General features: G+C 54.5%; 19 protein-coding genes and 1 tRNA gene. 14 read left to right on the forward strand and 6 right to left on the reverse strand.

Translation table 11 applies throughout. The features are described from left to right. The first annotated feature begins 122 nt into the window (after positions 1-122). Positions 123-198 (forward strand) — tRNA-Trp (locus QMG44_RS22430). Between the two features lie 97 nt (positions 199-295). On the opposite strand, the gene hdfR is transcribed toward QMG44_RS22430, so the two are convergent. After that, positions 296-1117, reverse strand: coding sequence for an HTH-type transcriptional regulator HdfR (hdfR, locus tag QMG44_RS22435; protein WP_014172169.1), 822 nt, complete (start codon positions 1115-1117; stop codon positions 296-298). 118 nt (positions 1118-1235) lie between these two features. On the opposite strand from hdfR, the gene QMG44_RS22440 reads away from it, so the two are divergent. Continuing rightward, entirely contained in the window at positions 1236-1574 is a 339-nt protein-coding gene (locus QMG44_RS22440) for a DUF413 domain-containing protein (RefSeq protein ID WP_014172168.1), read from the forward strand. A gap of 27 nt (positions 1575-1601) precedes the next feature. Here QMG44_RS22440 and QMG44_RS22445 read toward each other — a convergent pair whose 3' ends face one another. Then, on the reverse strand, positions 1602-3122 hold the full coding sequence (locus QMG44_RS22445) for a YifB family Mg chelatase-like AAA ATPase (RefSeq protein ID WP_086533017.1): 1521 nt from the start codon (positions 3120-3122) through the stop codon (positions 1602-1604). A gap of 339 nt (positions 3123-3461) precedes the next feature. Here QMG44_RS22445 and ilvL point away from each other — a divergent pair, with 339 nt between their 5' ends. From ilvL to ilvA, 7 genes are all read left to right on the forward strand, one after another. Then, positions 3462-3560 carry an ilv operon leader peptide gene (gene ilvL / locus QMG44_RS22450; protein WP_001311244.1) on the forward strand — a complete coding sequence of 33 codons (99 nt, stop codon included), beginning with the start codon at positions 3462-3464 and terminating at the stop codon, positions 3558-3560. 86 nt (positions 3561-3646) lie between these two features. Continuing rightward, positions 3647-3697 carry a peptide IlvX gene (gene ilvX / locus QMG44_RS22455; protein ID WP_102046757.1) on the forward strand — a complete coding sequence of 17 codons (51 nt, stop codon included), beginning with the start codon at positions 3647-3649 and terminating at the stop codon, positions 3695-3697. Between the two features lie 2 nt (positions 3698-3699). Next, entirely contained in the window at positions 3700-5346 is a 1647-nt protein-coding gene (gene ilvG / locus QMG44_RS22460; protein ID WP_086533016.1) for an acetolactate synthase 2 catalytic subunit, read from the forward strand. After that, positions 5343-5606 carry an acetolactate synthase 2 small subunit gene (gene ilvM, locus QMG44_RS22465; RefSeq protein ID WP_014172166.1) on the forward strand — a complete coding sequence of 88 codons (264 nt, stop codon included), beginning with the start codon at positions 5343-5345 and terminating at the stop codon, positions 5604-5606. Before ilvG ends, ilvM begins: the two co-directional genes overlap by 4 nt. Positions 5607-5624: 18 nt before the next feature. Continuing rightward, complete coding sequence (ilvE, locus tag QMG44_RS22470) at positions 5625-6554, forward strand: branched-chain-amino-acid transaminase (RefSeq protein ID WP_025202772.1); 930 nt, start codon at positions 5625-5627, stop codon at positions 6552-6554. A gap of 60 nt (positions 6555-6614) precedes the next feature. Next, complete coding sequence (gene ilvD, locus QMG44_RS22475) at positions 6615-8465, forward strand: dihydroxy-acid dehydratase (protein ID WP_014172164.1); 1851 nt, start codon at positions 6615-6617, stop codon at positions 8463-8465. 2 nt (positions 8466-8467) lie between these two features. Next, positions 8468-10012 (forward strand): threonine ammonia-lyase, biosynthetic, encoded by a 1545-nt coding sequence (gene ilvA / locus QMG44_RS22480; protein ID WP_025202773.1) that lies wholly within the window; start codon positions 8468-8470, stop codon positions 10010-10012. Here the strand turns inward: ilvA and ilvY are convergent. Continuing rightward, positions 10009-10899, reverse strand: coding sequence for an HTH-type transcriptional activator IlvY (gene ilvY, locus QMG44_RS22485; RefSeq protein WP_020882896.1), 891 nt, complete (start codon positions 10897-10899; stop codon positions 10009-10011). The two genes, ilvA and ilvY, sit on opposite strands and share 4 nt — an antisense overlap. 161 nt (positions 10900-11060) lie before the next feature. On the opposite strand from ilvY, the gene ilvC reads away from it, so the two are divergent. Beyond that, the gene (ilvC, locus tag QMG44_RS22490) at positions 11061-12536 is read left to right on the forward strand and encodes a ketol-acid reductoisomerase (protein ID WP_086533015.1); all 1476 of its coding nucleotides are present in this window, start codon (positions 11061-11063) and stop codon (positions 12534-12536) included. Positions 12537-12604: 68 nt separating this feature from the next. Here the strand turns inward: ilvC and ppiC are convergent, their stop codons facing one another. Continuing rightward, positions 12605-12886: a peptidylprolyl isomerase PpiC gene (ppiC, locus tag QMG44_RS22495; protein ID WP_008501570.1), complete on the reverse strand. Its 282-nt coding sequence runs from the start codon at positions 12884-12886 to the stop codon at positions 12605-12607. An 85-nt stretch (positions 12887-12971) separates the two neighbouring features. Here ppiC and rep point away from each other — a divergent pair, with 85 nt between their 5' ends. Then, the gene (gene rep / locus QMG44_RS22500) at positions 12972-14996 is read left to right on the forward strand and encodes a DNA helicase Rep (RefSeq protein ID WP_014172160.1); all 2025 of its coding nucleotides are present in this window, start codon (positions 12972-12974) and stop codon (positions 14994-14996) included. 48 nt (positions 14997-15044) lie between these two features. Here rep and gppA read toward each other — a convergent pair whose 3' ends face one another. Continuing rightward, positions 15045-16529, reverse strand: a complete 1485-nt coding sequence (gene gppA, locus QMG44_RS22505; protein WP_073397810.1) for a guanosine-5'-triphosphate,3'-diphosphate diphosphatase — start codon at positions 16527-16529, stop codon at positions 15045-15047. A gap of 6 nt (positions 16530-16535) precedes the next feature. Next, entirely contained in the window at positions 16536-17801 is a 1266-nt protein-coding gene (gene rhlB / locus QMG44_RS22510; protein WP_014172158.1) for an ATP-dependent RNA helicase RhlB, read from the reverse strand. A 144-nt stretch (positions 17802-17945) separates the two neighbouring features. Here rhlB and trxA point away from each other — a divergent pair, with 144 nt between their 5' ends. The 3 genes from trxA (at position 17946) to wecA (ending at position 21222) form a co-directional block, all read left to right on the forward strand. After that, positions 17946-18275, forward strand: coding sequence for a thioredoxin TrxA (trxA, locus tag QMG44_RS22515; RefSeq protein WP_004386384.1), 330 nt, complete (start codon positions 17946-17948; stop codon positions 18273-18275). A gap of 341 nt (positions 18276-18616) precedes the next feature. Next, positions 18617-19876 (forward strand): transcription termination factor Rho, encoded by a 1260-nt coding sequence (gene rho / locus QMG44_RS22520; protein WP_008501566.1) that lies wholly within the window; start codon positions 18617-18619, stop codon positions 19874-19876. Positions 19877-20118: 242 nt separating this feature from the next. Further along, entirely contained in the window at positions 20119-21222 is a 1104-nt protein-coding gene (gene wecA / locus QMG44_RS22525) for a UDP-N-acetylglucosamine--undecaprenyl-phosphate N-acetylglucosaminephosphotransferase (protein WP_014172155.1), read from the forward strand. Positions 21223-21226 lie beyond the last annotated feature (4 nt).

Here is a 21226-nt window from a genome sequence, read left to right on the forward strand (position 1 = left end):
AGTTCAGTCGGTTAGAATACCTGCCTGTCACGCAGGGGGTCGCGGGTTCGAGTCCCGTCCGTTCCGCCACTTATTAAGACATTAAGCCTGCCTACCCGGCAGGCTTAATGGCAAAAGACTTTAGGGGCGTAGCTCAGTTGGTAGAGCACCGGTCTCCAAAACCGGGTGTCGCGAGTTCGAGTCTCTCCGCCCCTGCCATATATAATCCTTTGCTTCGGCAAAGGATTTTTTTTTGCCTGAAAGACGCCAGTCCCCTCTTCAGACGTTGCAGCCAGCATTTCTGCTGGCGCATGCATCAATCCATAATGTTGATTTTTAGAAGATCTTTTATCTGCGATTGCTTATCGCTGTTCTGGAGCCAGATGGCATACAGCGGTCTGGAAAGCGTGGTGGAGTCCACAACGGTATGCAACCCGGGTTTCGTGTCTGCCCAGCGAACAGGTAACCAGGTGCACCCCTTCAGCAAGGAGAGCTGCTGACAGGCGATCTCCGCAGAGCTGGTTGTTAACTGTGGCACATCATCCGGAGCAATCAATCCCGCCTCGTGTTGCTGGAAATCTGGCCCCCACTCCAGACGCAGATAGGTCAGGTCGGCTTTCATCATTGAAGGCTCGGAGGCATAAAGCGCAAGGCCAAACTGGCCAACAATCTGGCTGCTAAATTCGTCCATTTTGGGGGCTTCGGTCGTGATCAGAAGATCCAGCTGGCGCTCGTGCAGTTGCTTAACGAGCGACTGACGTTGCGCAATCCGCGCTTCAAATTGCAAATGGTTGTGGGAAGGGTAGAGCCGGGTAAGCCACTGACTGAGCATACATTCCCACAACGATGCGCTGGCCCCAATGGAGAACTCGTTATGCCTCGAGGTGTGCGCAACCTCTTTACGTGCCGCCTGCCAGGTATTCATCAGTGTTTCTGCATACGGCAGAAGTTTTTCACCGGCTGGCGTGAGGCGTATGTTGTTGCGGTGGCGGGTAAAAAGATTCACACCCAGTTGATTTTCCAGCTGTCGAATACGAAAACTGACCGCTGACTGCGTCAGGTAAAGGGCTTCCGCTGCTCGCCCAAAGTGGCGCGTTCTGCTCACTTCCAGGAAAGTTTTTAGCAATTCCGTATCCACATCTTTCTCCGCAAAATAATTTGTCGTTATGATTTAAATGTTTTGTTTTACACTCTGTCAAGCGTAACTAATACTCCGCGCCATAAATAGCTCGGCCAAAGAATTAGGAGCGTGTAGGATGGCGGAAAGCTTTACGACGACTAATCGTTTTTTCGACAATAAAAATTATCCACGCGGGTTCTCTCGTCACGGCGATTTCACCATCAAAGAGGCGCAGATGCTTGAGCGTCATGGTTATGCCTTTAACGAGCTGGATCTGGGTAAACGTGAGCCTGCAACTGAAGACGAAAAACAGTTTGTCGCAGTCTGCCGTGGCGAGCGTGAGCCACAGTCTGAAGCAGAACGTGTATGGATCAAGTATATGGCACGCATTAAGCGTCCAAAGCGTTTCCATACGCTGTCTGGCGGTAAACCGCAGATGGAAGGTGCTGAAGACTACACTGAGTCTGACGACTAACAAGAAAAGGGGCTGTGGCCCCTTTTTTTATGCCAGTAACTTTTGCAGGTGCAGGAGCAAGCGATCGATCGCACGATAGCTTAACGCTTCCTGCAGATGCCGCCTCTCAATGTCAGGGCACTTTTCCACATCGGCGATGGTGCGGGCGACTTTTATAAGACGCTGCCATGCGCGAATGGAAAGTCCAAAGCGCGTCAACGTATCCTCCAGCCAGCATGAATCTTCAGTCTTAAGAGGACAAAACTGCCGAATCTCAGCGTTATCCAGACGGGCATTCAGCTTATGTTGACGCATATACTGCCGGGCCTGCGCGGCGATAACCCGCTCGCGAACCTCCACCGTACTCTCTCCTCTGGCGCTGCTCTGGCTGAGCAGGCCGGGAGGAGGCAAGGGGATTTCCAGCGACAAATCGAAACGATCCAGGAAAGGACCAGATAACTTCCCCAGGTAGCGTAGCGTCTGTTCAGGCGTGGAGCGATTGTGGTTTCCCTGATAATGGCCCGATGGGCTGGGGTTCATTGCCGCTACCAGCTGGAACCGCGCGGGATAGCTTATTTTGGCGCGTGCACGGGAGATGTGGATCTCACCCGATTCGATGGGCTCCCTCAGCGCATCCAGAACGCGGCGTTCAAATTCAGGCAGTTCATCCAGAAACAGGATGCCGTTGTGCGCCAGAGAGAGCTCTCCCGGCCCTGGTATGGAGCCACCGCCGACCATGGCCGCCAGTGAGGCACTGTGGTGCGGAGAGCGAAACGGGCGACGTCGCCACTGTTTTTGCAATGACACTGAACTCACCAGACTAAATATCGCCGCGCTTTCCAGCGCTTCATGGTTATTAAGTGGAGGCAGTAAACCATTCAACCTGCTCGCCAGCATCGTTTTTCCTGTACCCGGTGGGCCAATCAACAACAGGTTATGTCCGCCGGCAGCGGTGATCTCCAGCGCCCGCTTCCCCTGCTCCTGGCCGTAAATATCGCTCAGATCGTCCGGGCTTTCTGCCAGGGGATCGCCTGATTCTTCCGGCTCTGACAGCACATGTTGCCCCTCAAGATACGCGCACACTTCCTGTAAATGCCCGGCTAGCAGACATCCTCTCTCGGCTATCAGGCTCACTTCTGCACCATTTTCATTGGCAACAATGATTTGTCGACCTGCGCGAATGGCCTCCAGCGCACCCGAGATGGCACCAGGAACGCCCCTCAGCGCGCCTGTGAGCGCCAGTTCACCGATGAACTCATATGCGCCTAGTCTGCTGCTGTTAAGCTGCTCAGAGGCGGCGAGGAGCGCTATAGCGATAGGTAAATCATATCGCCCTCCCTCTTTAGGCAAGTCTGCAGGCGCAAGGTTGATGGTGATTTTCTTTGCCGGAAAGGTATAACCGCTATTAATAATCGCACTGCGCACCCGATCTCTGGCTTCCTTTACCGTGGTCTCCGGCAATCCAACCAGCGTCAGCCCGGGCAGCCCGTTGCTGAGATGAACTTCTACCGAAATAAGCGGTGCTTTTACGCCAATGGCCGCTCGGGTATAAACAACTGACAGTGACATAAGCACCTCCTCAGGAGATGACTATGCCCGTGACCGATATGCATGTTTAGCCACATTTAGCGGATTTACGCATCCTCTTCCGAGGTTTTAACGTCAAGATGTAACCTTTTCTTTTCTGTGGAACCCTGCTCGCAAAAAAATGTACAGGTGACATACCGCTCTGTCCGTGCTGAAAAAATGAAAAATATTCACTATCTAATTTCTTTATATAAAACAATGCGTTCAGAAAATATGATTCGCAGACTAACGAAAACAGCCATAAATAAATCTTGTGTTTGATTTAAAAACTGTGATACCTCTTTAGGTATTCCTTCGAACAAGATGCAAAAAGAACTGAAAATGACAGCCCTTCTACGAGTGATTAGCCTGGTCGTGATTAGCGTGGTGGTGATTATTATCCCACCGTGCGGGGCTGCACTTGGACGAGGAAAGGCTTAGAAATCAAGCCTTAACGAACTAAGACCCCCGCACCGAAAGGTCCGGGGGTTTTTTTATGACTAAAAAACTTACATGAGGAGCAGAGAATGACTAATAGCACAAAATTCTGTTTCTCCCGATTTATGACGGGGAACTAACTATGAATGGTGCACAGTGGGTAGTACATGCGTTGCGCGCACAGGGAGTCGACACTGTCTTCGGTTATCCGGGGGGCGCAATAATGCCGATTTACGATGCATTGTATGACGGCGGCGTGGAACACCTCTTGTGCCGACACGAGCAGGGCGCTGCGATGGCCGCCATTGGCTATGCACGTGCCACCGGTAAAACCGGTGTCTGCATGGCAACCTCAGGGCCGGGCGCCACAAACCTGATCACCGGCCTGGCGGATGCACTGCTTGATTCCGTTCCCGTTGTCGCCATCACCGGTCAGGTGGCCTCGCCCTTCATTGGCACTGATGCCTTCCAGGAAGTGGACGTGCTCGGTTTGTCACTGGCCTGCACCAAACACAGCTTCCTCGTTCAGTCTCTGGAAGAGCTGCCGCGTGTGATGGCAGAGGCGTTTGAGGTGGCAAACTCTGGTCGCCCTGGACCGGTTCTGGTTGATATCCCGAAAGATATCCAGGTTGCTCTGGGCGATCTGGAACCGCACTTCTCCACCGTTGAAAGCGACGATGCATTCCCGCACGCCGCGGTGGAAGAGGCGCGGCAGATGATTGCCCACGCTAAACAACCGATGTTGTACGTAGGGGGTGGGGTTGGTATGGCACAGGCCGTTCCCGCCCTGCGCGAATTCATCGCGGTTACGCAAATGCCCGCCACCTGTACGTTGAAAGGTCTTGGCGCGGTAGATGCGGACTATCCGTATTATCTGGGCATGCTGGGGATGCACGGTACCAAAGCGGCGAACCTGGCCGTGCAGGCGTGTGACTTGCTGATCGCCGTAGGTGCCCGTTTTGATGATCGTGTCACCGGCAAGCTGAATACCTTCGCGCCGAATGCCAACGTGATCCACATGGATATCGACCCGGCGGAGATGAACAAACTGCGTCAGGCGCATGTGGCCCTGCAGGGCAATCTCAACGCGTTATTACCGGCTTTACAGCAGCCTCTGAAAATCGACGCATGGCGTCAGCACACCGCCGAAATGCGCGTTGAACATACCTGGCGTTACGACCATCCTGGTGACGCCATCTATGCGCCACTGCTGTTAAAGCAATTGTCCGACCGTAAACCGGCAGACTGTGTGGTCACGACGGATGTAGGCCAACACCAGATGTGGTCAGCACAGCACATGACTTACACGCGCCCGGAAAACTTCATTACCTCCAGCGGCTTAGGGACGATGGGCTTCGGTCTCCCTGCCGCGGTTGGGGCGCAGGTTGCCCGCCCGAACGATACGGTTATCTGTATCTCCGGTGACGGCTCTTTCATGATGAACGTGCAGGAGCTGGGCACCGTTAAGCGCAAGCAGTTACCGTTGAAAATCGTCTTGCTCGATAACCAGCGTTTAGGAATGGTTCGTCAGTGGCAACAGCTGTTTTTCCAGGAACGCTACAGTGAGACTACCCTGACGGATAACCCCGATTTCCTCATTCTGGCCAGTGCCTTTGGTATCCCTGGCCAGCACATCACCCGTAAAGACCAGGTTGAAGCGGCACTCGACACCATGCTGTCAAGCGAAGGGCCGTACCTGCTTCATGTCTCGATCGACGAGCTTGAGAATGTCTGGCCGTTGGTACCGCCAGGTGCCAGTAACTCACAAATGCTGGAGAAATTATCATGATGCAACATCAGGTCGCCGTGCAGGCTCGCTTCAATCCAGAGACATTAGAACGCGTTTTGCGTGTGGTACGTCACCGTGGCTTTCAGATTTGCTCTATGAATATGGAGACGGCCACTGATGCTCAAAATATCAGTATCGAATTAACCGTTGCCAGCCCGCGGTCGGTCGACTTACTGTTTAGTCAGTTAACAAAACTGGTAGACGTTGCACATGTTGCCATCTGCCAGAGCACAACCACATCACAACAGATCCGTGCTTAAGCGCGACAGGAAGAGAAAATGACGACAAAAAAAGCTGATTACATTTGGTTCAATGGTGAGATGGTTCGCTGGGAGGACGCGAAAGTCCACGTTATGTCCCACGCGCTGCATTACGGTACCTCTGTCTTCGAAGGCATCCGTTGCTACGACTCACACAAAGGGCCAGTGGTGTTCCGTCATCGCGAACACATGCAGCGTCTGCATGACTCAGCCAAAATTTATCGTTTCCCGGTTTCTCAGAGCGTGGATGAGCTGATGGAAGCCTGCCGCGACGTGATTCGTAAGAACAACCTCACCAGTGCCTATATTCGTCCGCTGGTGTTTGTAGGTGATGTGGGCATGGGCGTGAACCCGCCAGCCGGTTATACCACCGATGTGATCATTGCTGCGTTCCCGTGGGGTGCTTATCTGGGGGCTGAAGCCCTGGAGCAGGGGATCGACGCAATGGTTTCTTCCTGGAACCGCGTGGCACCAAACACGATCCCGACGGCGGCAAAAGCGGGCGGTAACTACCTCTCCTCACTACTGGTCGGTAGCGAAGCGCGCCGTCACGGTTATCAGGAAGGTATCGCGCTGGACGTGAATGGCTATATCTCTGAAGGTGCAGGTGAAAACCTGTTCGAAGTGAAAGACGGCATTCTGTTTACGCCGCCATTTACCTCTTCCGCCCTGCCGGGCATTACCCGTGACGCCATCATCAAGCTGGCAAAAGATTTGGGTATCGAAGTCCGTGAGCAGGTCCTGTCCCGCGAATCCCTGTACCTGGCCGATGAAGTGTTCATGTCCGGTACCGCGGCGGAAATTACGCCGGTTCGTAGCGTAGACGGTATTCAGGTTGGTGCTGGCCGCTGTGGTCCGGTCACCAAACGTATTCAGCAAGCCTTCTTTGGCCTCTTCACCGGTGAAACGGAAGATAAATACGGCTGGCTGGATCAGGTTAATCAATAAGCATAAATATGGGACGGCACGCACCGTCCCATTCAATAGTCAGACGGGAGTAAATAAAGCATGCCTAAGTATCGTTCCGCCACCACCACTCATGGCCGTAACATGGCAGGTGCCCGCGCACTGTGGCGCGCCACCGGGATGACCGACGCCGATTTCGGTAAGCCTATTATCGCCGTGGTGAACTCCTTCACCCAGTTTGTGCCGGGCCACGTGCACCTGCGCGATCTCGGCAAACTCGTTGCCGAGCAAATCGAAGCCTCCGGCGGTGTGGCGAAAGAGTTCAACACCATTGCGGTGGATGACGGTATCGCGATGGGTCACGGGGGTATGCTCTATTCACTGCCGTCGCGTGAGCTGATCGCCGACTCGGTGGAGTATATGGTGAACGCCCATTGCGCGGATGCCATGGTTTGTATCTCCAACTGCGACAAAATTACCCCAGGGATGCTGATGGCTTCCCTGCGTCTGAACATTCCGGTGATCTTCGTCTCCGGCGGTCCAATGGAAGCGGGTAAAACCAAGCTTTCCGATAAAATCATCAAGCTCGACCTGGTCGATGCGATGATTCAGGGCGCGGATCCAAAAGTTTCTGATGAGCAAAGCGATCAGGTTGAACGTTCTGCGTGCCCAACCTGTGGCTCCTGCTCAGGTATGTTCACTGCGAACTCCATGAACTGTCTGACCGAAGCGCTGGGTCTGTCTCAGCCGGGCAACGGCTCGCTGCTGGCGACCCACGCCGACCGTAAACAGCTGTTCCTCAATGCCGGTAAACGCATCGTTGAGCTGACCAAACGCTACTACGAGCAAGATGATGAAAGCGCGCTGCCGCGTAATATCGCCAGCAAAGCCGCGTTTGAAAATGCCATGACGCTGGATATCGCCATGGGTGGTTCCACCAACACCGTTCTCCACCTGCTGGCCGCCGCGCAGGAAGCTGAAATCGACTTCACCATGAGCGATATCGACAAGCTGTCCCGCAAAGTACCGCAGCTCTGTAAAGTTGCGCCGAGTACCCAGAAGTACCACATGGAAGATGTCCACCGTGCGGGTGGCGTACTGGGTATTCTCGGTGAACTGGATCGCGCCGGGCTGCTGAACCGCAACGTCAAAAACGTGCTCGGCCTGACGCTGCCGGAGTCGCTGGACAAATACGACGTCATGCTCACGAAAGACGATGCGGTGAAAAAGATGTTCCGCGCCGGCCCGGCAGGTATTCGTACCACCCAGGCCTTCTCACAGGATTGCCGCTGGGACACGCTGGATGACGATCGCGCAGAAGGCTGCATTCGCTCACTGGAACATGCCTACAGCAAGGACGGCGGTCTGGCCGTGCTCTACGGTAACTTTGCAGAAAACGGCTGTATTGTAAAAACCGCAGGCGTGGATGACAGCATTCTCAAATTCACCGGCCCGGCAAAAGTATACGAAAGCCAGGACGACGCGGTAGAGGCTATTCTCGGTGGTAAAGTGGTGGAAGGCGACGTGGTTGTCATTCGCTACGAAGGGCCGAAAGGCGGGCCGGGTATGCAGGAGATGCTCTATCCCACCACCTTCCTGAAATCCATGGGCCTCGGAAAAGCCTGTGCGCTGATCACCGACGGACGTTTCTCTGGCGGTACGTCTGGTCTCTCCATTGGCCACGTGTCACCGGAAGCGGCAAGCGGCGGCAACATTGCGATTATTGAAGATGGCGATTTGATCGAAATTGATATCCCGAATCGCGGTATTCAGTTGAAACTGAGCGACCAGGACATTGCGGCGCGTCGTGAAGCCCAGGAAGCTCGCGGTGACAAAGCCTGGACGCCAAAAGATCGCCAGCGCGACGTCTCCTTCGCCCTGCGTGCCTATGCGAGCCTTGCCACCAGTGCAGATAAAGGCGCGGTGCGCGACAAATCGAAACTTGGGGGCTAATGATGGCCGAGTCGCAACCGTTATCCGCCGCCCCTGAGGGGGCGGAATACCTCAGGGCGGTGCTACGTGCACCGGTCTATGAAGCCGTGCAGGTTACGCCGCTGCAGAAGATGGAGAAACTCTCCTCGCGCCTCGACAACGTGATTCTGGTGAAACGCGAAGACCGTCAGCCGGTACACAGCTTCAAGCTGCGTGGCGCCTACGCGATGATGGCCGGGTTGACCGATGAGCAAAAAGCGCGGGGGGTGATTACCGCCTCTGCGGGCAACCACGCGCAGGGCGTCGCGTTCTCCTCTGCGCGCCTGGGGCTGAAAGCGCTGATTGTTATGCCGGTTGCTACTGCCGATATCAAAGTGGATGCCGTACGCGGTTTCGGCGGTGAAGTGTTGCTCCACGGCGCAAACTTTGACGAAGCCAAAGCAAAAGCGATAGAGCTGGCGCAGCAACAGGGGTTTACCTGGGTGCCGCCGTTCGATCATCCGATGGTCATTGCCGGACAGGGGACGCTGGCGCTTGAGCTGCTGCAGCAGGATGCGCATCTCGACCGCGTCTTCGTGCCGGTTGGCGGTGGCGGCCTCGCGGCGGGCGTAGCGGTGCTGATCAAACAGCTGATGCCGCAAATCAAAGTGATTGCCGTTGAAGCGGAAGACTCGGCCTGTCTGAAAGCGGCGCTGGATGCCGGTCATCCGGTGGACTTACCACGCGTCGGGCTGTTTGCTGAAGGCGTGGCGGTTAAACGCATTGGCGATGAAACCTTCCGTCTTTGCCAGGAGTATCTCGACGATATTATCACCGTCGACAGCGACGCCATCTGCGCCGCAATGAAAGATCTGTTCGAAGATGTGCGTGCGGTAGCGGAACCTTCCGGCGCGCTGGCGCTGGCGGGGATGAAGAAATACATCGCGCAGCACAACATCCGCGGCGAGCGTCTGGCGCATGTCCTGTCTGGTGCCAACGTGAACTTCCACGGTCTGCGCTATGTTTCCGAACGCTGCGAGCTGGGTGAGCAACGCGAAGCGCTGCTGGCGGTTACCATTCCGGAAGAGAAGGGCAGCTTCCTGAAGTTTTGTCAGCTGCTGGGCGGCCGTTCAGTCACGGAGTTTAACTACCGTTTTGCCGACGCCCGAGATGCCTGCATTTTTGTCGGCGTACGGTTAAGCCGTGGTCTGGAAGAGCGTAAAGAGATCCTCCACCTGCTCCACGAAGGTGGCTACAGCGTCGTGGATCTCTCTGACGATGAGATGGCGAAACTGCACGTGCGTTACATGGTGGGTGGGCGTCCATCGAAGCCGCTGCAGGAACGTCTCTACAGCTTCGAGTTCCCGGAGTCACCGGGCGCGTTGCTCAAATTCCTGCATACGCTGGGCACGCACTGGAACATCTCTCTGTTCCACTACCGCAGCCACGGTACCGATTATGGACGCGTGCTGGCCGCCTTCGAACTGGGCGAGCACGAGCCTGATTTCGAAACGCGCCTGAACGAGCTGGGCTATGAGTGTCACGATGAAACCCATAACCCGGCGTTCAGGTTCTTCCTGGCGGGCTAGTGGTTAGGCAGTATCTGCCAGAAGGCATCAATAAGCGGCTCCTGCAGCCGCTTTTTTTGTGCGCACACGCCAAGCTCAAACGGCGTTTTTTCGTCGCTGCGCTCCAGAATCATCACGCGATTACGCACCGGTTCCGGGCTGTTCTCCAGGACCACTTCCGGCAGCAGTGCCACGCCGCAGCCCAGCGCCACCATTGAAACCATCGCCTCATGCCCGCCAACCGTCGCGTAAATCGACGGGTTGCTGATCTTCTGGCGACGAAACCAGAGCTCAATACGACGGCGCACCGGCCCCTGATCGGCCATGATAAAAGGCACCGTTGACCAGTCTGGCTTTTCCACCGACACCTGATTACGCACCGGGCAGGGTAACGCGGGGGCAATCAGCACGACCGCCAGGTTTTCCAGCATTGAGAACGCAACCGCGCCCGGCAGGGTTTCGGGTTTCCCGGCAATGGCGAGATCCGCCTCGCCTGTCACCACTTTTTCCATTGCGTCGGCGGCATCACCGGTGGTGAGTTTAATTTCCACCGACGGTTGTTCTGCGCGAAAGCGGTCAAGAATCGGCGGCAGATGGCTATAGGCCGCGGTCACGGAGCAGAAAATATGCAGCTCGCCGGACAGCGATGGCCCTTTCTGGTCAATGGTGTGTCGCAGCTGTTGATACTGCAGCAGCGTTTGTTGGGCAAAGACCCGTAACTCCTCACCGGCTTCCGTCAGGGTGACGGTGCGGTTGTCGCGTACAAACAGGGGCTGACCGAGGTCTTCCTCAAGGCGCTGGATCTGGCGCGAAAGCGTGGAGGGACTGACGTGCATCGCCCGGGCGCTGCGCCCAAAGTGACGGCTTTCCGCCAGATGCAGGAACATTTTCAGATCGCGTAAATCCACTGATTTCACTCCCCCTTTTTACATTGCAAATATTGCAACGTGACGTTGTGAATATATCAATTTCCGCAATAAATTTCCTATCATATAGTAAGTTCATTCTCGCAAAAGCGAACCGAACAATAAGCACAACAACACAACATCACAACATCACGGAGTCCATTATGGCTAACTACTTTAATACACTGAATTTGCGCCAGCAGCTGGCGCAGCTGGGCAAATGCCGCTTTATGGCGCGCGACGAATTTGCCGATGGCGCGAGCTACCTTCAGGGTAAAAAAGTGGTCATCGTCGGCTGCGGCGCCCAGGGTCTGAACCAGGGCCTGAACATGCGTGACTCCGGTCTGGATATCTCCTACGCCCTGCGTAAAGAAGCGATTGCTGAGAAGCGTGCGTCCTGGCGCAAAGCGACCGAAAACGGTTTTAAAGTTGGTACCTACGAAGAGCTGATCCCCCAGGCAGACCTGGTGGTTAACCTGACGCCAGACAAACAGCACTCTGACGTTGTGCGTTCCGTGCAGCCGCTGATGAAAGACGGTGCGGCGTTGGGTTACTCCCACGGCTTTAACATCGTTGAAGTGGGCGAGCAGATCCGTAAAGACATCACCGTTGTGATGGTGGCGCCGAAGTGCCCGGGTACAGAAGTACGTGAAGAGTACAAACGTGGCTTCGGCGTGCCAACGCTTATCGCCGTTCACCCGGAAAACGATCCGAAAGGCGAAGGTATGGCGATCGCCAAAGCATGGGCTGCAGCAACGGGTGGCCACCGTGCGGGCGTTCTGGAATCGTCTTTCGTCGCGGAAGTTAAATCTGACCTGATGGGTGAGCAAACCATCCTGTGCGGTATGCTGCAGGCGGGCTCTCTGCTGTGCTTCGACAAGCTGGTGGAAGAGGGTACAGACCCGGCATACGCAGAAAAACTGATTCAGTTCGGCTGGGAAACGATCACCGAAGCGCTGAAGCAGGGCGGTATCACGCTGATGATGGACCGTCTGTCCAACCCGGCGAAACTGCGTGCTTACGCGCTGTCTGAACAGCTGAAAACGATCATGGCACCGCTGTTCCAGAAACATATGGATGACATTATCTCCGGCGAGTTCTCTTCCGGCATGATGGCGGACTGGGCTAACGACGATAAGAAACTGCTGACCTGGCGTGAAGAGACCGGTAAAACCGCTTTTGAAACCGCCCCACAGTTTGAAGGTAAAATCGGCGAGCAGGAGTACTTCGATAAAGGCGTTCTGATGATTGCGATGGTGAAAGCTGGCGTTGAGCTGGCGTTCGAAACCATGGTGGATTCCGGCATCATCGAAGAGTCTGCCTACTATGAATCACTGCACGAGCTGCCGCTGATTGCGAACACCATCGCCCGTAAGCGTCTGTACGAAATGAACGTGGTTATCTCTGATACCGCCGAGTACGGTAACTACCTGTTCTCTTACGCTTGCGTCCCGCTGCTGAAAGAGTTCATGACGACCCTGCAGCCGGGCGATCTGGGCAAAGCGATTGCGGAAGGTGCGGTGGATAACGCGCAGCTGCGTGATGTAAACGAAGCCATTCGCGTCCATGAAATCGAGAAAGTGGGCCAGAAACTGCGTGGCTACATGACCGATATGAAACGTATCGCGGTAGCAGGTTAATACCCGGGCGGGCTGATGCCCTGACCTGACTAAACGTACAAGGCCTTCTCTCAGAGAAGGCCTTGCTGTTATTTGCGGTACAGAACCTTAATAACATGGTAGCCAAACTGCGTATGCAGTGGGCCAGTGGGTTCCAGCACCGGGCAGGAAAAGACCACTTTATCGAACGCCGGAACCATTTGACCCTGACGGAATTCACCTAAATCACCGCCGCGTTTACCTGACGGACAAATAGAGTGTTTCTTCGCCAGCTTGCCGAAGTCGGCGCCGTTTTTGATCTGCTCGAGAAGATCCAGAGCCAGTTTTTCTTCTTTTACAAGGATATGCAGTGCTGCCGCGGTTTTTGCCATGATCGTGCCTTGAGTGGTATGGATTAGGCTCGCTATACTACCACGCTGTTATTCTCCCCTCCTGACTTTCATTGAGTGATCATTTATGCGTTTAAACCCCGGACAACAACAAGCCGTCGAATTTGTCACTGGACCCTGTCTGGTGCTGGCGGGCGCGGGATCCGGCAAAACGCGCGTCATCACCAATAAGATTGCCCACCTGATCCGCGGCTGCGGGTATCAGGCTCGCCACATCGCGGCGGTGACGTTTACTAACAAAGCAGCGCGCGAGATGAAAGAGCGTGTCGGCCAGACGCTGGGGCGTAAAGAGGCGCGCGGTCTGATGATTTCTACCTTCCATACGCTGGGGTTGGATATCATCAAACGTGAATACGCCGCGCTGGGGATGAAATCCAACTTCTCACTGTTTGACGATACCGACCAGGTGGCCCTGCTCAAGGAGCTCACCGAGGGGCTGATCGAAGATGATAAGGTTCTGCTGCAACAGCTGATCTCAACGATCTCCAACTGGAAAAACGATCTGATGACCCCGGCCCAGGCCGCGGCGATCGCCAAAGGCGAGCGGGATCGGATCTTCGCCCACTGCTACGGTCTGTACGATGCGCATATGAAAGCCTGTAACGTGCTGGATTTCGACGACCTGATCCTGCTTCCCACGCTACTGCTGCAGCGTAATGAAGAGGTGCGTGAGCGCTGGCAGAATAAAATCCGCTACCTGCTGGTGGATGAGTATCAGGACACCAATACCAGCCAGTATGAACTGGTGAAGCTGCTGGTGGGACAGCGCGCGCGTTTCACGGTGGTCGGTGATGACGATCAGTCCATTTACTCCTGGCGCGGTGCGCGTCCGCAAAACCTGGTCCTGCTGAGCAAAGATTTCCCGGCGCTGCAGGTGATCAAACTGGAGCAGAACTACCGTTCCTCCGGACGTATCCTTAAAGCCGCGAATATCCTGATCGCCAACAACCCGCACGTGTTCGAAAAACGCCTGTTCTCCGAACTGGGTTACGGTACAGAGCTAAAAGTGCTCAGCGCCAACAATGAAGAGCACGAAGCGGAGCGGGTCACAGGCGAACTTATCGCCCACCACTTCGTCAATAAAACCGAATACAAAGACTATGCGATCCTCTATCGCGGCAACCACCAGTCACGCGTCTTTGAAAAGATGCTGATGCAAAACCGCATCCCGTACAAAATTTCGGGCGGAACCTCCTTCTTCTCGCGGCCCGAAATCAAAGATCTTCTGGCCTACCTGCGTGTGCTCACTAACCCGGATGATGACAGCGCGTTTCTGCGTATCGTGAATACCCCGAAACGGGAAATTGGCCCGGCGACGCTACAAAAGCTTGGCGAGTGGGCGATGACGCGTAATAAGAGTCTGTTTACCGCCAGCTTCGATATGGGGCTGAGTCAGACACTCACCGGACGCGGCTACGATTCATTAACCCGCTTTACCCACTGGCTTGGTGAAGTGCAGCGGCTGGCAGAGCGCGAACCTATCGCCGCCGTGCGCGACCTTATCCACGGTATCGACTACGAGTCCTGGCTGTATGAAACCTCCGCCAGTCCGAAAGCGGCCGAGATGCGCATGAAAAACGTTAACCAGCTGTTCAGCTGGATGACTGAAATGCTGGAAGGCTCGGAGATTGATGAACCGATGACCCTGACGCAGGTGGTTACCCGCTTTACCCTGCGCGATATGATGGAGCGCGGCGAGAGCGAAGAAGAGGCCGATCAGGTTCAGCTGATGACGCTGCATGCATCAAAAGGTCTGGAATTCCCGTATGTCTATCTGGTTGGCATGGAAGAGGGGTTACTGCCGCACCAGAGCAGCATTGATGAAGATAACGTCGATGAGGAGCGCCGTCTGGCCTATGTTGGCATCACGCGCGCTCAGAAAGAGCTGACCTTCACGCTGTGCAAAGAGCGTAGACAATATGGCGAACTGGTGCGCCCGGAGCCGAGCCGTTTCCTGCTGGAACTTCCGCAGGACGACCTCATCTGGGAGCAGGAGCGTAAAGTGATTACGGCTGAAGAGCGGATGCATAAGGGGCAGGCGAACGTCGCTAACATCCGCGCCATGCTGGCGAAAGCCAAAGAGAAAGGGTAGGTTGTTACACGCCCGGCAAGCGTAGCGCTACCGGGCATGTCCGACTCATTATTTCACCTCAAGCACCCAGTGTACGTAGCTCTGCCACTGACACTCCTGCTCGACCATCTCCGCCCCAAGCGGATGATTATCCAGCCAGTTTTCCGGCAACGTCAGCGAAAGTTTTTCGTCATCCGCCACCAGATTGAGTGCCGGCAGCAAATCATCGCGGCGGCGGCTGGCAAACAGAATAGCCAGACGCAGCAGGCGGCACATATGCTCGGCTACGCGCGGCGGCACGGCGTTTTGCTGATGCAAAGAGGAGAGGTCAACGGCATTGGTCTGGTTCAGCAGCAGCGTTGCCAGCAACTTTTTCTGCGCAGGGGTATAGCCGGGTAAATCGAGGTTACGCACCAGATAAGCGGCATGAGCCGGGGCCTGTTTAAAATCAATGCTCAGCCCGATTTCATGCAGTGCACAGGCACTTAGCAGCAGATCGCGACTCAAAGGGTCCAGATCCCAGGCGTTAGCCACATGATCGGCGAAGCGTGACGCCAGCTGTGCCACGCGGCCTGCCTGATCGATATCAACCAGGAAACGACGTTGCACGTTTCGCAGGGTACGGCTGCGAATGTCCTGATCGACCGACAGGTGCAACATCCCGTAGACCAGACCTTCACGCAGCGCGCCGCCCGCCAGCGTCATACATGTGATGTTCAGTTCGGTGAAGATGGCGATCAGGATCGCGAGCCCGCTCGGGAATACCAGCGCGCGTTCAAGCGTCAGGCCTTCAATTTCCAGCTCTTCAAGACGCCCGCACTGAATGGCCCGCTGTTTAAGCTGCTGAAGCTTGGCAAGCGTGATCCGCTCATCCATGCCTTGCGCCATCATAATTTCCTGCAATGCCTGCACGGTACCGGAGGCCCCCACGCAGACTTTCCAGCCGTGGTAGCGCAGTTCGTCCATCACCGGGCGTAACACCTCGCGTGCGGCAGTTTCCGCCTCGTCGAAGTTCTCCTGACCCAGATTGCGGTCAGTAAAGTAGCGCTCAAGCCAGGTTACGCAACCCATCGACAGGCTGAATAGCGACGTTGCCTGCGCACCGGTGCCGGTCACGAGTTCGGTACTGGCGCCCCCGATATCCACAACCAGACGACGATCGTCGCCCCCTGTGGTGTGCGCAACACCCTGATAAATCAGGCGCGCTTCTTCTTCACCGCTGATAACCTGCACCGGACAACCGAGAATTTCCTGCGCTTTGGCAATAAAATCCACGGCGTTAACCGCCAGGCGGAGTGTCGCTGTGGCGACGACGGTGATTTGGGAATGCGGGATATCCTGCAGACGCTCTGCAAAGAGTCGCAGGCACTGCCAGCCACGTTCCATGGCTTCAGGAGAGAGGTGATTATCGCTGCTCAGGCCCGCCGCGAGGCGGACCTTGCGCTTAATGCGCGTCAGCGTTTGTATGCTTCCCGCCACCTCGCGCACAACCAGCATATGAAAACTATTCGAACCGAGATCAATTGCCGCATAAAGCGAGGTGGAGCTGAGCATAATTTTTTAACCTGAGCGACGACGATTACGCGGCGCGCCAGATCGACGCGGGCCATTGCCGGATCGGGCGCGGGTAAGGCGCTTAGCCGGCGGCAGTTCGCTTAATAGCGCATCCGGGTTGTACTTACTCACCGGAATAGAATGGCCGATGTACGTCTCAATCGCCGGCAGGTTCAGCGCATACTCTTCACACGCGAGGCTGATAGAGTGGCCGCTTGCACCCGCACGACCGGTACGACCGATACGGTGTACATAGTCTTCGCAGTCATCCGGCAGGTCATAGTTAAAGACGTGCGTAACGGCTGGAATGTGCAGGCCGCGCGCTGCGACGTCGGTGGCGACCAGAATATCGAGATCGCCACGGGTGAATTCTTCAAGAATACGCAGGCGTTTTTTCTGCGCAACATCGCCCGTCAGCAGGCCAACACGGTGACCGTCTGCAGCCAGATGGCCCCAGATATCTTCACAGCGGTGCTTGGTGTTCGCGAAGATAATGGCGCGGTCTGGCCACTCTTCTTCGATCAGCGTTTGCAGCAAACGCATTTTCTCTTCATTGGAAGGATAGAAGAGTTCTTCTTTGATGCGGTGGCCGGTTTTCTGCTCGGGTTCCACTTCCACATATTCGGCGTTGTTCATCTGCTCGAATGCCAGTTCGCGTACGCGATACGACAGGGTTGCAGAGAACAGCATGTTGAGGCGCTGATTCGCGGGTGGCATGCGGCGGAACAGCCAGCGGATATCTTTAATGAAGCCCAGATCGTACATACGGTCAGCTTCATCCAGCACCACAACCTGGATGGCACCAAGGTTAATGTGGTTCTGTTTTGCGTAGTCGATAAGACGGCCGGTGGTACCGATCAGGATATCCACACCGCTTTCCAGCACTTTCAGCTGCTTATCGTAACCATCGCCGCCATAAGCCAGGCCGATTTTCAGGCCCGTAGCCTGCATCAGGGGTTCAGCGTCTGCGTGGATCTGTACCGCCAGTTCTCGCGTCGGGGCCATAATTAGCGCGCGCGGCTGGTTAACTTTGCGGTCTGCAATCGCTGGATGAGAAAGTAAATAATGAAACGTTGACGTTAAAAACGCCATCGTTTTGCCAGTACCGGTTTGCGCCTGCCCTGCTACGTCACGTCCCGCCAGCGTCAGCGGCAGGGCGAGAGCCTGAATGGGCGTGCAGTTATGAAACCCTTTATTTTCAAGGGCTTCGATCACTTTTGGGTGCAGGGCGAAGTCGGAAAACTTCTGTTCTGTTAAATGTGTTTTGCTCATAGTGTGGTAGAATATCAGCTTACTATTGCTTTACGAAAGCGTATCCGGTGAAATAAAGTCAACCTTTAGTTGGTTAATGCGACATCAACACGTCGTTGATGAGGGCGAAACCAACGCACCAGGCTTATTCCTGTGGAGTTATATATGAGCGATAAAATTATTCACCTGACTGACGACAGTTTTGACACGGACGTACTTAAGGCTGACGGGCTGACACTCGTCGATTTCTGGGCTGAATGGTGTGGTCCTTGCAAAATGATCGCCCCGATTCTGGATGAGATCGCTGACGAATATCAGGGCAAACTGACCGTTGCCAAGCTGAACATCGACCAGAACCCGGGCACCGCACCAAAATACGGTATCCGTGGCATTCCGACCCTGCTGCTGTTCAAAAACGGCGAAGTGGCAGCGACCAAAGTGGGCGCACTGTCCAAAGGTCAACTGAAAGAGTTCCTCGACGCTAACCTGGCGTAAGGTTTCTTTGCTGCGCGTCCAGAGCGCCTAAATTATGTGGAACTCTGGACGCCCGGCTGAAGTCGTGCTAAGTTAGCTATGACTTCGTTTTAAACATATCTTGTTGTTTGAATCTTGTTTTACCCGATACTTCCCGTTGTTGACACAAACAGTGCGTGAAGTTGCTAAATTCCGGGCTTGTCACTCAATCCGTCTTGTCGTTTCAGTTCTGCGTTTTTTCCCTGTGACCAGACAGCGAACAGACATGAGTTGATGGCCGCTAAACAGGCATGGATGACCCTGCCATACCATTCACAACATTAAGTTCGAGTATCACCCCGAGTTTAAGAACCCACACCATTATGAATCTTACCGAATTAAAGAATACGCCGGTTTCTGAGCTGATCACTCTCGGCGAAAATATGGGGCTGGAAAACCAGGCTCGTATGCGCAAGCAGGACATCATTTTCGCCATCCTGAAGCAGCACGCTAAGAGTGGCGAAGATATCTTTGGCGACGGTGTGCTGGAGATATTGCAAGACGGATTTGGTTTCCTCCGCTCTGCAGACAGCTCCTACCTCGCCGGCCCTGACGACATCTACGTATCCCCTAGCCAAATCCGCCGTTTCAACCTCCGCACTGGTGACACCATTTCAGGTAAGATTCGTCCTCCAAAAGAGGGTGAACGCTACTTTGCGCTGTTGAAAGTGAATGAAGTTAACTTCGACAAACCGGAAAACTCCCGTAATAAGATCCTGTTTGAGAACTTAACGCCGCTGCACGCGAACTCTCGCCTGCGCATGGAGCGTGGTAACGGCTCAACTGAAGATTTAACCGCTCGCGTCCTGGATCTGGCATCGCCAATCGGTCGTGGCCAGCGTGGTCTGATCGTCGCACCGCCAAAAGCGGGTAAAACCATGCTGCTGCAGAATATCGCGCAGAGCATCGCTTATAACCACCCAGACTGCGTACTGATGGTACTGCTGATTGACGAACGTCCGGAAGAAGTGACCGAGATGCAGCGTCTGGTTAAAGGTGAAGTGGTTGCTTCTACCTTTGACGAACCCGCATCTCGCCACGTTCAGGTTGCGGAAATGGTTATCGAGAAGGCGAAACGCCTGGTTGAACACAAGAAAGACGTGATCATCCTGCTCGACTCCATCACCCGTCTGGCGCGTGCCTACAACACCGTCGTTCCGGCTTCCGGTAAAGTGCTGACGGGGGGGGTGGACGCTAACGCCCTGCATCGTCCAAAACGCTTCTTCGGTGCGGCACGTAACGTGGAAGAGGGCGGCAGCCTGACCATCATCGCTACGGCGCTGATCGATACGGGTTCCAAAATGGACGAAGTTATTTACGAGGAGTTTAAAGGTACAGGTAATATGGAACTGCACCTCTCTCGTAAAATTGCTGAGAAACGCGTCTTCCCGGCTATCGACTACAACCGTTCCGGTACCCGTAAAGAAGAGCTGCTCACCACCCAGGAAGAGCTGCAGAAAATGTGGATCCTGCGCAAAATCATCCATCCAATGGGTGAAATCGACGCAATGGAGTTCCTCATCAACAAACTGGCGATGACCAAAACTAACGACGATTTCTTCGATATGATGAAACGCTCGTAACGCAAATAAAGCCAGCAAGCGCCACGTTTTTACGTGGCGTTTTTCTTTTATGGCTTATACGCTATTAATGCAGACTCCCATTTCAGACCAGTCAGTGCGACAATAAGACTGTTTGTGCAGTTAACGAAATAATTGATTGAAAAATATACAAAGGGAGTTGTAAGAAGCCTTCTTTATTACTTCTGAGGCAGGGGCTTCATGGTTATACTTCCGGGACTAACTTTTGTTGAGAGCAATCCATTGTGAATCTACTCACCGCCGTTACTGAGCTAATCAGTATATTTTTATTCACAACCTGTTTTTTGTTCATCGCGCGTAAGGTGGCCAAAAGAATAGGGTTGGTGGATAAGCCTAATTTTCGTAAACGTCATCAGGGACTTATTCCTCTGGTTGGAGGGATTTCTGTTTACGCTGGTATCTGTTTCACGTTTGGTATTGCGGATTACTATATTCCACACGCCGCCCTCTACCTTGCTTGCGCCGGTGTCCTGGTGTTAGTCGGGGCGCTGGATGATCGGTTCGATATCGCGGTAAAAATTCGCGCCACCGTCCAGGCCGCCATTGGCGTGATCATGATGGTCGTTGGTGGGCTATACCTGAGAAGCCTCGGTTATGTGTTCGGACCCTGGGAGTTAGTACTGGGTCCCTTTGGTTTCTTCCTGACACTGTTTGCCGTCTGGGCGGCGATAAATGCTTTCAACATGGTGGATGGTATTGACGGCCTGCTCGGTGGATTGTCGTCGGTTTCGTTTGCCGCAATCGGCATCATTTTATGGTTCGATGGTCAGTACAGCCTGTCAATGTGGTGTTTTGCCATGATTGCCGCCATTCTGCCTTATATCCTCTTAAATCTCGGTGCGCTCGGTCGTCGCTATAAAGTGTTTATGGGTGATGCGGGCAGTACGCTGATCGGCTTTACCGTTATCTGGATTTTGCTGGAGACCACACAGGGTAAAACCCACCCGATTAGCCCGGTAACAGCGCTGTGGATTATTGCCATTCCGCTAATGGATATGGTGGCGATTATGTATCGTCGTCTGCGTAAAGGAATGAGTCCTTTCTCTCCCGATCGCCAGCATATTCACCATCTCATCATGCGTGCCGGTTTTACTTCACGTCAGGCGTTTGTGCTGATTACCCTGGCTGCCGCTATTCTGGCCGCAATTGGGGTGGCTGCGGAATATGCTCATTTCATCCCTGAATGGGTCATGTTGGTATTATTCTTGCTAGCGTTTTTCCTGTACGGCTACTGCATTAAGCGCGCATGGAAAGTGGCGCGGTTTATTAAACGTCTTAAACGCAGGATGCGTCGCAACAGTGGCAACAATACAACATTAACTAAGTAAAACC

Origin of the sequence: Enterobacter sp. 200527-13, assembly GCF_027924865.1 — a bacterium.
GTDB lineage: Bacteria > Pseudomonadota > Gammaproteobacteria > Enterobacterales > Enterobacteriaceae > Enterobacter > Enterobacter ludwigii.

What these genes read in the sequence shown, in the direction of transcription:
- QMG44_RS22440 (WP_014172168.1), top strand. Translation starts at nt 1,236, where the DNA reads ATGGCGGAAAGCTTTACGACGACTAATCGTTTTTTCGACAATAAAAAT.
- ppiC (WP_008501570.1), bottom strand. Translation starts at nt 12,886, where the DNA reads ATGGCAAAAACCGCGGCAGCACTGCATATCCTTGTAAAAGAAGAAAAA.
- ilvE (WP_025202772.1), top strand. Translation starts at nt 5,625, where the DNA reads ATGACGACAAAAAAAGCTGATTACATTTGGTTCAATGGTGAGATGGTT.
- ilvC (WP_086533015.1), top strand. Translation starts at nt 11,061, where the DNA reads ATGGCTAACTACTTTAATACACTGAATTTGCGCCAGCAGCTGGCGCAG.
- gppA (WP_073397810.1), bottom strand. Translation starts at nt 16,529, where the DNA reads ATGCTCAGCTCCACCTCGCTTTATGCGGCAATTGATCTCGGTTCGAAT.
- ilvA (WP_025202773.1), top strand. Translation starts at nt 8,468, where the DNA reads ATGGCCGAGTCGCAACCGTTATCCGCCGCCCCTGAGGGGGCGGAATAC.
- ilvM (WP_014172166.1), top strand. Translation starts at nt 5,343, where the DNA reads ATGATGCAACATCAGGTCGCCGTGCAGGCTCGCTTCAATCCAGAGACA.
- rhlB (WP_014172158.1), bottom strand. Translation starts at nt 17,801, where the DNA reads ATGAGCAAAACACATTTAACAGAACAGAAGTTTTCCGACTTCGCCCTG.
- rho (WP_008501566.1), top strand. Translation starts at nt 18,617, where the DNA reads ATGAATCTTACCGAATTAAAGAATACGCCGGTTTCTGAGCTGATCACT.
- ilvL (WP_001311244.1), top strand. Translation starts at nt 3,462, where the DNA reads ATGACAGCCCTTCTACGAGTGATTAGCCTGGTCGTGATTAGCGTGGTG.
- rep (WP_014172160.1), top strand. Translation starts at nt 12,972, where the DNA reads ATGCGTTTAAACCCCGGACAACAACAAGCCGTCGAATTTGTCACTGGA.
- ilvD (WP_014172164.1), top strand. Translation starts at nt 6,615, where the DNA reads ATGCCTAAGTATCGTTCCGCCACCACCACTCATGGCCGTAACATGGCA.
- ilvG (WP_086533016.1), top strand. Translation starts at nt 3,700, where the DNA reads ATGAATGGTGCACAGTGGGTAGTACATGCGTTGCGCGCACAGGGAGTC.
- trxA (WP_004386384.1), top strand. Translation starts at nt 17,946, where the DNA reads ATGAGCGATAAAATTATTCACCTGACTGACGACAGTTTTGACACGGAC.
- QMG44_RS22445 (WP_086533017.1), bottom strand. Translation starts at nt 3,122, where the DNA reads ATGTCACTGTCAGTTGTTTATACCCGAGCGGCCATTGGCGTAAAAGCA.